This window comes from Rickettsia canadensis str. McKiel, from assembly GCF_000014345.1.
Classification (GTDB): Bacteria; Pseudomonadota; Alphaproteobacteria; order Rickettsiales; family Rickettsiaceae; genus Rickettsia; species Rickettsia canadensis.
Genome location: NC_009879.1, coordinates 157,276 through 169,831, shown reverse-complemented (window position 1 = coordinate 169,831; position 12,556 = coordinate 157,276). Strand labels below are relative to the sequence as shown.

The window sequence follows — 12,556 nt, the reverse complement described above, 5'->3', positions numbered from 1 at the left end:
AATGATTTCAAGAATTTAATTTTATTTTGAAGAGGTGAGGCACCTGCAGACCTATACTGAATAGGTGAGGATGCGAATCCTTAATAAAATGAAAGAGCAATTCTTGAAATCATTTGAGTATATTTAGCGATAATTCTATTTATCTTGATAAAACTTTGCAAGTATTATAATTGATTTAGAACAAAATCTCATTAAAGACTAGTTGACAAATGTTAACGTTTTTTATATTTTTGCTAACGAATTAGTTAAATTTAAGTAACCATATGCCAATACAAGACATCACTTCTTACTTAATTAAACAGAAGTACACAATGATTAAGACATCATGTGAGTTAAAATGTAATATGGATGAGATTTATAGTCTTACGCCTCACCCGATACGATATGCTTGCCTTAACTATTTAAAGTTATTATCTTTACCTATATCACTAGCATTTTATTTAATAAAGTTTTGTTTTACAGCTAATCCGGTATGGACATGGATCGGTGTTAATATTTTGTATAAGAAGATGGATCAATCAATAGCTACAAAAATTTTGCATGGCTTACCTGACGGAATAGAAACAGAGCAAGATATACTTAAAACTGTCGAATATGTATTTAAAAAATATGAAGAAAATCCTACATTAGCACCTCTTATTGAACCTACATTTATACAAAAATTTTTAGCAAAGGCCGGTAAATATATTCCGGCTTTTTCTAAAATAATAAAATTTTGGAATGAAGGAGGAATTAACTATTCTTATGAAATACAAACAAAACGAGAATTAATTAACGTTATCTATAAACAAATTGTTTCCAAAGCTTATGAAGTAGGTAAGAAAGGAGAAAAACTTGAAATAACGGATGTACAAGCCATTTTCCCCAAAATAAATTTTAAAGAAAAAATCAAAGCTGAATCAGAAGATCTTCAAATAGATAAGGTAGAAGTAAGTAATAGACCTCTTTCTAATAATCAAAAATATGAAGAAGTTAATACTAACAACCCATTAATGAACTTAATAATGCTTAAAGCTTTATATGATAGAGTTGGTCAGGAAATACAAAAAGTCTATATTGAAAACTATCTAGCAGAATACCAGATACGTATACGTCATCATTACACAATGCTTAAAAATGCTTATATTGACGATGATTTAACAAAATTACAATTATACGCTAATTATAATTATGATAATAATAATACGTATATCCCAGAACAACCCATCTCTTATTTAGGCCAAAACTACGAGCATTTAACAACATCAATCTCTTGTTATTAGCTTTGTTGCATAAATCAATTTTGACATTGCCTAAATATAATTTTAGTACCAAAATTAAGGCTATTTAATCTAGATTCCACCACTACTGGAATGACAATAAGGCTTTTTTAAGAGTTGTGTAAAATAAAACCACCTTCTATTTAGCAATACCTCAATTTTCAGCTATTATACTGCAACTTATGAGCTAGATCCAGCTTAAAGTATTTAAAAAGGATCTTATCCTTTGTCAGCATTTATGCTATTCTCTTCATCAAGCTTTACAGCTGCTTTACGCATTTTGTCCATAAAATAACCGGTTCCGGCAGGGACTAATCGTCCAACTATCACATTTTCTTTTAGTCCTCGTAACTTATCTACTTTACCGGCAATAGCTGCTTCAGTTAAAACTCTAGTAGTCTCTTGGAATGAGGCCGCAGAGATAAATGATCTAGTTTGTAACGAAGCTTTAGTAATACCTTGTAATATTAATTGTGCTTCAGCAGGTTTTAAACCGTTTTTAATAGCTTTTTCATTTATCTCATCAAATTCATGTCTATCTACTTTTTCACCTACTAATAACGTAGTCCCACCTGAATCTGTAATCTCTACTTTTTGTAACATCTGACGTATAATAACTTCTATATGCTTATCATCAATCTTTACACCTTGTAGACGATAAACGGCCTGAACCTCTTTAACAATATAATTTGCAAGAACCTCTACACCCATTACTTTTAAAATATCTTGAAGTACCGGATTACCATCAATTAATAAATCACCTTTTTTAACAAAGTCACCTTCGTTCACTACAACATGCTTGCCTTTGGGTACCATATATTCAATAGACATTGTTTCATCAATCGGATGTATGATAATGCGTCTTTTAGATTTATAGTCTTTACCGAATTCTACTCTACCGTCAACCTCGGCAATAACTGCATGATCTTTAGGACGTCTTGCTTCTACAAGTTCGGCAACTCTCGGTAAACCACCAGTAATATCTTTAGTAGTGGTTGATTCTTTCGGTATACGTGCAATAATATCACCTACGGATATCTGCACTCCGTCTTCTACACTTAAAACTGCTCCAACAGGCAAGTAATATCTAGCTTCTAAACCATTTGATAAAGTTATAACTTCACCTTTAGCATCTAAAAGCTGTATACGTGGACGTAATTCTGCACCACGTGAATATTGTTTTGATTCAATAATAACTTTACTTGGTATTCCGGTAGCTTCGTCAGTTACATCACGAATAGAAATACCCTCAACCATATCTTTAAACAAAACTTTACCTGACTTCTCCGTGATAATTGGTATAGTATAAGGATCCCACTCAGCTAGTTTTTGAGTTTTAATAACCATATCACCGTCATCAACAAGTAATCTAGCACCATATGGAATTTTATGACGTGCCTTTTCATTACCATTGTTATCAAGCAATAATAACTCACAATTTCGGCTCATAACAATTTTGCGTTCTTCGGAATTAATAACAACGTTACGGCTTATAATTTTCACTTTTGCATCATAGGAAGCTTCTACCGAGGAAATCTCAGCACCTTTCGTTGCTGCTCCTCCGATATGGAAAGTTCTCATTGTAAGCTGCGTACCTGGTTCACCGATAGATTGAGCAGCAATAACCCCAATTGCTTCACCTTCCGATACTAATGTACCGGTGGCAAGATCCCTACCGTAACATATACTACATATACCGGTAGTACTTTCACAGGTTAATACGGATTTGATCATAATTCTGTCTAATCCTGCCGACTCAATTTGCTCTAATTTTACTTCATTAATAAGCTCGCCTTTATTGAGAATTAGATCATTAGTTACCGGATGAAATATATCAATAGCAGCAGTACGACCTAAAATCTTTTCAGCTAAAGATACTATCACTTCTCCACCTTCAATAACACTCTTAACTTCAATTCCTTTATCAGTTCCGCAATCTTTCTCCGTAATAATACAATCCTGTGCAACATCTACTAATTTTCTTGTTAAGTAACCTGAGCTTGCTGTTTTTAAAGCTGTATCTATTTGCCCTTTGCGCATTCCATTAGCAGAATTAAAACACTCAAATTCGGTTAACCCCTCTTTAAAATTAGAAATAATAGGAGTTTGTATAATTTGACCGTTTGATTTGGTCATTAAACCTCGCATACCGCCAAGCTGCTTAATTTGCTGGAAAGAACCTCTTGCTCCGGAAACAGCCATCATATATATAGCATTTATTTTCTGATGATTTGGTTCATCATTAATCGGTGGCGTAGCAATCTCTTTCATCATATCGTTTGCTACTCTATCAGTACATCTTGACCAAGCATCAACTACTTTATTATATTTCTCTCCGTAAGTAATTAAACCGTTTGAATATTGTTGTTCAAATTCTTTTATTTCAAGTTGAGTTTCATTGATATGAGTACTCTTAGATTCCGGTACTACCATATCATCCATTCCAAAAGAAATACCTGAAGAACAAGCATATTTAAAACCTAGTTTCATTAACTGATCGGCGAAAATTACTGTAGCTTTTTGACCACAGTGACGATAAACTAGATCTATAACTAATGATATGTCTTTTTTAGTTAGTTGTTTATTAATAAACTTGAACTCTATATTAGGGTTAGAGGGCAATAACTCACCGACCATTAACCTACCGTAAGTAGTATCAACGATAACAGGAACCATTTTACCTTCAGCATTTAACTGATTTCTACGATATTTTATCTTTGTATGAATAGTTATAAATTTATTATATAAAGCATGTTCCATCTCAGCTAAGTCTGAGAACATCAGACCTTCACCTACTTCATTATCAAATGCAATGGTTAGATAATATAAACCAAGTACTATATCTTTATCCGGTACAATAATAGGACGTCCGTTAGCAGGGCTTAAGATATTATTTGTAGACATCATAAATACCCTAGCTTCAAGCTGTGCCTCAATTGATAGCGGGATATGTACTGCCATCTGATCACCATCAAAATCTGCATTAAATGCAGCACAAACAAGCGGGTGAAGCTGAATTGCTTTACCTTCTATCAATAGAGGTTCAAATGCTTGAATACCAAGCCTATGTAACGTCGGAGCTCTATTAAGTAAAACTGGATGCTCTCTTATTACTTCTTCAAGCACATCCCAAACTTCAGGTTTTTCAGCTTCCACCATTCTTTTAGCAGCTTTAATAGTTGTAGCGATGCCGTACAACTCAAGCTTAGAATAAATAAATGGCTTAAATAGCTCTAAAGCCATTTTCTTAGGTAAGCCGCATTGATGAAGTTTAAGCTCAGGTCCTACCACGATAACTGAACGCCCTGAATAATCAACCCTCTTACCGAGCAAGTTCTGACGGAAACGACCTTGCTTACCTTTAAGCATGTCACTTAATGATTTAAATGGACGCTTATTAGCATTTTTTGCTGCTCGCCCGCGACGACCGTTATCAAATAATGCATCCACCGCTTCTTGTAACATTCTTTTTTCGTTCCTAACTATTATATCAGGCGCTTTTGACTCTATTAATTTCTTTAAACGATTGTTTCTATTAATTACTCTTCTATAAAGTTCATTTAAGTCCGAAGTAGCAAACCTTCCTCCGTCAAGCATAACAAGGGGTCTAATTTCAGGAGGAATTACTGGTAAAACATCTATAATCATCCATTCCGGCTTGTTTTCCGACTCTAAAAAATCCTCTACTAATTTTAAACGTTTGACTAATTTTTTCTTTTTTACTTCTGAAGTTGTATTTTGTAATTCTTCGTATAATTCTTGCTTTAACTTTGCAAAATCAAGATCTTTAAGCATTTGTTGTATTACTTCTGCACCTATAGAGGCAGTAAATGCATCTTCACCGTACTTATCTTTTGCTTTCTGTAATTCTTCCTCTGTTAAGAGTTCGCCTTTTTGTAAAATTGATAACCCTGGGTCCAATACTACATAATTTTCAAAATAAAGAATCTTTTCTAAATCTCGCATTGTCATATCAAGAAGCGTACTAATCCTTGAAGGTAGCGACTTTAAAAACCAAATATGAGCAATGGGAGCTGCAAGCTCTATATGCCCCATTCTTTCACGTCTTACTCTAGAAACCGTAACTTCAACACCGCATTTCTCGCAAATAATACCACGATTTTTCATCCGCTTATATTTGCCACAGAGACATTCATAATCTTTTACCGGACCAAAAATTCTTGCACAAAATAACCCATCTTTTTCAGGTTTAAAAGTTCGATAATTAATTGTTTCAGGCTTTGTTACTTCACCGAAAGACCACGAACGTACTTGATCAGGACTTGCTATATTAATTCTTATCTGATCAAATTGTTGAGTATTACTTAATTGTCCGTAAAAATTTACTAAGCTCATAAATACTTTTCCTTTTAAATTACTTGCTCTCTAAAATGTCATACTGTGGATTGACCACGGTATCTAAAAAGACAACTTACTATACTAATAATTTTAGTATCTTTAACTGGATCCTGCGATCAAATCGCCAGGACGACAAGAAAAAGAATTGATTAACACATTAAAGCCGGTTTGAACGATAGGATAACACATTTAACTCGAAGTCACTTCAAGCTTTACGTTAAGACATAAAGATCTAAACTCTTTTATCATAACATTAAATGACTCAGGAATGCCTGATTCAAAATTATTTTCACCGCGTACTATAGAATCATAAGTTTTGATCCTACCGTTTACGTCATCTGACTTAACCGTTAACATTTCCTGTAACGTATAAGCAGCACCATAAGCTTGTAGAGCCCAACATTCCATTTCCCCAAAACGCTGTCCGCCAAAATGAGATTTACCTCCAAGCGGTTGCTGCGTTACTAAACTATAAGGCCCTATAGAACGAGAGTGAATTTTATTATCGACTAAATGATGCAATTTCAGCAAATATTTCTGCCCGACAGTGACTAAACGATCAAAATATTCACCGGTTCTACCGTCAATTAATTTTACTTGTCCTGAAGGATCTTGATCGGCAAGCTTTAACATATCTTTAACATCTTGAACTTTTGCTCCATCAAACACAGGAGTTGCAAAATGTACGCCTTTACTTACTTTCTTACAGAAAGAGATAATCTCTTCTTCTGATCTTTCAAGTACAGAATTAATATTTTCTCCGTACAGCTTAATTAAGAATTTCTTAATTTGCTCAATAGCGATCTTTTTATTTTGATATTCCTGTACTAAGGTAGATATTTTTTTTGCTAAATTTATTGATGCCCACCCAAGATGCGTCTCTAAAATCTGACCTATATTCATACGAGATGGAAGACCAAGCGGATTCAGAACAATATCCACCACTGTTCCATCTTCTAAAAACGGCATATCCTCTTCAGGGACGATACGTGAAATAACACCTTTATTTCCGTGTCTTCCTGCCATCTTATCACCAGGTTGTAATTTATGCTTAGTTGCAATAAATACTTTTACTACTTTCAAAGCTCCCTGAGGTAAATCATCACCGCTTTGCAATTTTTCTACCTTAGTAGCAAATCGTTTATTAAGAGCCTCTTTTTTTTCATCATAATGAGTCTTTATCTGCTCTATTTCATTCATTATATTTGCATCTTCCACGGTAAGCTGCCAAAATTGCCCTTTAGATAAGCCTTTTAGCACTTCAGTAGTAATAGTTTGCCCTGCTTTTACTTGCTTAGGACCGTTAATAATCACCTGCCCTACTAAAAGCTTTTCAAGCCAACTAAATACAAAATGCTCAACAATTTCTAACTCATCATCTCTGTCTTTCGCTAATTTTTCAATTTGTTGTTTTTCAATAGCAATAGCACGCTGATCTTTTTCCACACCTCTACGAGAGAATATCCTTACTTCTACTACGGTTCCGCTAACTCCGGAAGGTACGTGCAGTGACGAATCTTTTACGTCAAAGGCTTTTTCCCCGAAAATAGCACGTAATAATTTTTCTTCAGGTGTAATAGGCGACTCACTTTTCGGTGTTACTTTTCCAACTAAAATATCACCGGCTTTTACTTCTGCACCTACATAAATTATTCCAACTTCATCAAGATGACTTAATGCTTCTTCACTTACATTCGGTATATCACGCGTAATTTCTTCAGGACCAAGACGTGTATCTCTTGCTATTACTTCAAACTCTTCAATATGAATAGATGTAAAAATATCCTCTTTTACTATACGTTCAGATATTAAAATTGAATCTTCAAAATTATAACCATTCCAAGGTAAGAAAGCCACAAGTACGTTTCTACCTAAAGCAATTTCACCGTTATCCGTACTAGGACCATCAGCTATAATATCGTTTTTCTTAACATAATGACCGACTTTAACTAAAGGCTTTTGATTAATACAAGTGTTATGATTAGATTTTTGAAATTTTAGTAAATTGTAAATATCAACCGAAGGAGAACCGTCAGCTTTTTGTGCTAAAGTTCTAATCACGATTCTATTTGAATCTACCTGCTCAACAATACCGTCATGTAATGCAAGTACCGATGCTCCGGAATCTTTAGCTACTACACCTTCAACTCCAGTACCTACAAAAGGTGCATCCGTTTTAATTAAAGGAACGGCTTGTCTTTGCATGTTTGAACCCATCAAAGCACGATTAGCATCATCATTTTCTAGGAAAGGTATAAGAGAAGCTGCAACTGATACTACCTGCATAGGAGTAACATCAATGAAATCTACCTCATGCGGTTCTACCATTACAAAATTTCCTCCCTCAACACGACAATTAATAAACTCTCCTTGTAGCACTCCGTCTTTATCAACTTTAGAGTTTGCTTGTCCAATTTTGTATTTACCTTCTTCAATGGCAGAAAGATATACTACTTCATCAGTTACACGCCCATCTTTAACTCTTCTATACGGACTCTCTATAAAGCCGTGTTTATTTATTCTAGCATAGGTAGCCATAGAGTTAATTAACCCGATATTCTGACCTTCAGGTGTTTCAATAGGACAAATACGACCATAATGAGTCGGATGTACGTCACGCACCTCAAAACCTGCTCGATCTCGACTAAGACCTCCAGGACCTAGTGCTGATAGCCTCCTTTTATGAGTTATTTCCGATAATGGATTTGTTTGATCCATAAACTGTGATAATTGTGAAGTACTAAAAAATTCTTTTACTACTGAAACTAAAATTTTAGAATTTACTAAGTCATGAGGCATTAGTGTATCAACATCACCTGCGGACATCCTTTCAATTACAGATTTTTCCATTCGGACTAGACCTATTCTGAATTGATTTTCTATTAATTCACCTACTGATCTCACCCTTCTGTTACCTAAATGATCAATATCGTCTATGATACCTTTACCGTCTTTAAGCTCTACTAAAACCCTTACGATATTTTTAATATCATCAATTGTTAAAACTGTCACTTCTTCAGAAATATTCAACTCTAACCTAGAATTCATTTTTATTCGCCCAACTTCTGAAAGATCATATCTTTCCGCATCAAAAAATAAATTATAAAACAGGCCTTCGGCAGCTTCAATATTAGCAGGTTCACCTGGTCTTAAAACTCTAAAAATGTCACATAATGCTGTCTCTCGATCCTGGTTTTTATCGGCAAATAAGGTATTTCTTATATACGGACCTGATTGAGGATTGACCACTAATACGTTAACATTCTTAATTTTAAGATCATTAATAACATTGAGCATATCAGCAGTAATCATTTCACCGATTTTTGCTAATATTTCATCACTTACAGGATCTCTTAAATCTTCGGATAGATATTTGCCAATTAAAGTTTCACGAGCTACTAAAACATTATTAAGCCCTTCTCTAAAATATTTTTGAGCTAAACGAGGGGTAATTTTTTGTCCTGCTTTCAGTAAAACATTACCAGTATCTGCATCTACTAAATCACTTGTTAAACGATGAGCAGTAATATGCCCAGGCATAAATTTAACCGCCCAACCTTTATTTTGAACAAGCTTATAAGTTACTGAATTATAATAAAATTTAATAATTTCTTCAGTACTCATGCCTATAGCTCTAAGTAAAGTAGTAGCATACAGTTTTCTTTTTCTATCAATTCTAAAATAAATAATATCCTTAGCGTCAAACTCTAAATCAAGCCAAGACCCTCTATATGGAATAACGCGAGCAGAATATAACAACTTTCCGGAAGAGTGGATTTTTCCTTCATCATGATAAAAGAATACACCTGGTGAGCGATGCATTTGTGATACAACTACTCTTTCCGTACCATTGATAATAAAAGTACCGTTTTTAGTCATTAATGGGATATCACCCATATAGACTTCTTGCTCTTTAATCCCTTTAATTTCTCTAGTACCAGTATCCTCATCTATATCCCAAATACTTAATCTTAAAGTAACTTTAAGAGGAGCAGCATAACTTAAACTTCTTTGACTACACTCTTCTACATCATATTTTGGAGTATCAAATTCATATTTTACAAATTCTAAGTTAGCAATATTAGAAGAATCTGAAATAGGAAAAATTGAGTTTAATATAGATTGTAAACCCTTATTTTTTCTTTCAGAATCTTTAATATTTAACTGTAGAAAGTTTTTTTCATATGAGTTCTTTTGAATTTCAATCAAATTTGGTATATCTGCTACTAAATTTATGTGACCAAAATTTTTTCTTATTCTTCTATTATTTGACAAGGGTTGTACTTCTATATTATCCCTTAATAAAACCATATAATCTCCTGACTGATAAAATTACTGCCCGTATTGAAGTGACTAGGTTCTGTATATAAAATTTACATTATATTTTAAGCAATAAAGTTTTTATTGAAATAGCTACACATATTTCAACAAAATACTTATACAGTACAAAACTAAAAATATACCGTTTTAATTTTTTTTACATAGAACCTAAATTAAAGAAACCTAGTAAGCTTCTCATTTAGATCTTGTGTAGGCCTCGTAAACATTTCTAATAAAGATTTAATGTAGACGATGTTTTCCTGTAAATTATAAGATTTTTGAAAATAGGAGCAGCTATTCTTTCAAAAATCTTATTAATTTTTACTTAAAAACAAAAAATCAATTAGAAACGTTCACAGAGCCTAGGCCATTCAATAATTTAAATTTCTAGACGTATGGTACGTTAATAAAATTATTTTAAAATAAAAAAGCCTTATTCAAATTTAATCACTAAAATAAGGCTTTTTTATTTAAAAAGTGAATTTAAAGCTATAAAATATTCCATCTGTAATGCAAAAAACATTAGGTTCTGTAAAAGAAAATTAATCTACATTTAGTTCTTTTTGATTGCAAATTATAAGCTTTTTTAAAATAAAACAACTATTCCTGCAAGAATCTTATTAATTTTCACTTAAAAATATCTAAAAATACAAATAATTTAAATTTTCTTTACAGAACCTAGTGCAGAAATAATTATTTTAATTCAACTTTTGCTCCAGCAGCTTCTAATTTACTTTTAATTTCTTCTGCTTCTGCTTTCTTTACACTCTGTTTAACTGCCTTTGGAGCTTCATCAACTAATTTCTTAGCTTCAATTAAACCAAGACCCGTAATTTCTCTTACAACTTTAATTACTTCAACTTTTTTGCCACCTACAGCTGTTAACACTACTTCAAAATCTGTTTTCTCTGCAACTGCTTCTTCAGCGGCAGCAGGAGCGGATGCAGCTGCCATAGGAACAGGAGCAGCTGCAGATACACCCCATTTTTCTTCTAGCATTTTCACAAGTTCAGCTGCTTGCATTAATGTTAATGATGATAATTGTTCTTCAATTTTAGCTAAATCTGCCATAATTTTTTCCTTTTTACTTTTTTATATTAAGTTAATTTTTACTAGCATGTGCTTGTATTACTCTCGCCATACTCGAAGACGGGGCTTGTAAAACACCTAAAACCTTAGTAGCAGGTGCTTGTAATAACTCAACAATTTTACCTCTAAGCTCATTAAGTAAAGGTAGCTTAGAAAGTTCTTTTATTGAATGTTTATCTAATACGTGATTATCGACTACTCCACCAATAATCTTAAGATTATCATTAGCCTTCGCAAAATTAACTACTAATTTTGCCATCCCAACCGGTTCTTTAGAATAAGCAATAGCAGTAGGACCCGCAAATAATTCAACAATATTATTAAGCCCTGTTTGATTCGCAGCTATTTTTGCTAAAGTATTTTTAACTACTTTAAAACCTGCTTCTTGAGATTTAAGTGATTCTCTAAGTGAACTGACTTGACTAACAGTTAACCCGTGATAATGAGTAATAATTACAGACGGCGATTCTTTATAAATATTTACAATATCCTCTACTGCTACTGATTTTTCTGATCTTAACACCTTTTAATTCTCCTTTTATAATACAGTTTTAAATATATTAAATCCTAAAACTATTATTGATTATCTATTTACCACTAATAGCAAAACATATGTAATTTGCTATTGTTTTAAAAGCTGTATAAATCAAGCTTGAAGCAGTTCTTCACTTGATTTCAAAAATAAAATATAACCTATAAATCCTTAAATAAAACTAATATTTTTATATAAAAGGTCGAAGCCGGCTTTCACCTTATTATGTAATAATTCGCTATTTTCGTTGTTTAAATAGAAACGGTTTATAAAAATTATGCTATACTAGTTAAATCTATTTGTACCGATGCTCCCATAGTAGAAGATAAATACATTGCTTTTAAATAACTTCCCTTCAATCCAGCAGGCTTTGCTTTAATTACTGCCTCAATAAACTCATTTAAATTTTGTAATAAATCTTGGTCTGAGAAAGATAATTTCCCAAGCCCTGCATGAATTATACCTGCTTTCTCTGCTCTATATTCTACCTGACCACTTTTAGCGTTTTTTATAGCATTTTTAATATCTAAAGTTACAGTACCAAGTTTAGGGTTAGGCATTAAACCTTTTGGTCCTAAAATTCTTGCAACTGAACCTATAGCTGCCATCATATCGGGAGTAGCTATACATACATCAAAATTAATTTTTCCTGCTTTAATTTCATCAATGATACTTGTTGAACCTACTAAATCTGCTCCGGCACTTTTAGCTTCTTCTACTCTTTCTGCTTTACAAATAACAGCAACTCTTACGGTTTTGCCTGTACCAGCAGGTAAATTAACTACGCCACGTATCATTTGATCGGAATGCCTAGGATCAATTCCAAGCTTCATAACTATTTCTAAAGTTGGATCAAATTTAACATATGATGCTGATTTTAATCGCTCAACTGCATTTGTTAAATTATATAAGGTATCTGATTTTACTTTCTCTCTAGCTTCTCTTATTTTTTTACCGCCGCTATTTTTTACAGCAATATCTTTCTTATTTGACATAA

Annotated in this window: 6 protein-coding genes; 1 reads left to right on the top strand and 5 read right to left on the bottom strand. The window is 33.1% G+C overall.

What is annotated here, in order from left to right; all coding sequences use genetic code 11:
- The first annotated feature begins 263 nt into the window (after positions 1 to 263).
- Positions 264 to 1,262 (top strand): DNA-binding protein, encoded by a 999-nt coding sequence (locus A1E_RS00680; protein WP_041405219.1) that lies wholly within the window; start codon positions 264 to 266, stop codon positions 1,260 to 1,262.
- A gap of 216 nt (positions 1,263 to 1,478) precedes the next feature.
- On the opposite strand, the gene rpoC is transcribed toward A1E_RS00680, so the two are convergent.
- The 5 genes from rpoC to rplA form a co-directional block, all read right to left on the bottom strand.
- On the bottom strand, positions 1,479 to 5,615 hold the full coding sequence (rpoC, locus tag A1E_RS00675; protein WP_012148293.1) for a DNA-directed RNA polymerase subunit beta': 4,137 nt from the start codon (positions 5,613 to 5,615) through the stop codon (positions 1,479 to 1,481).
- A gap of 192 nt (positions 5,616 to 5,807) precedes the next feature.
- Entirely contained in the window at positions 5,808 to 9,929 is a 4,122-nt protein-coding gene (rpoB, locus tag A1E_RS00670) for a DNA-directed RNA polymerase subunit beta (RefSeq protein WP_012148292.1), read from the bottom strand.
- A gap of 702 nt (positions 9,930 to 10,631) precedes the next feature.
- Positions 10,632 to 11,009 (bottom strand): 50S ribosomal protein L7/L12, encoded by a 378-nt coding sequence (gene rplL / locus A1E_RS00665; protein WP_012148291.1) that lies wholly within the window; start codon positions 11,007 to 11,009, stop codon positions 10,632 to 10,634.
- 31 nt (positions 11,010 to 11,040) lie between these two features.
- On the bottom strand, positions 11,041 to 11,550 hold the full coding sequence (rplJ, locus tag A1E_RS00660) for a 50S ribosomal protein L10 (protein WP_012148290.1): 510 nt from the start codon (positions 11,548 to 11,550) through the stop codon (positions 11,041 to 11,043).
- 284 nt (positions 11,551 to 11,834) lie between these two features.
- Positions 11,835 to 12,554 carry a 50S ribosomal protein L1 gene (gene rplA / locus A1E_RS00655; protein WP_012148289.1) on the bottom strand — a complete coding sequence of 240 codons (720 nt, stop codon included), beginning with the start codon at positions 12,552 to 12,554 and terminating at the stop codon, positions 11,835 to 11,837.
- Between the last annotated feature and the right edge of the window lie 2 nt (positions 12,555 to 12,556).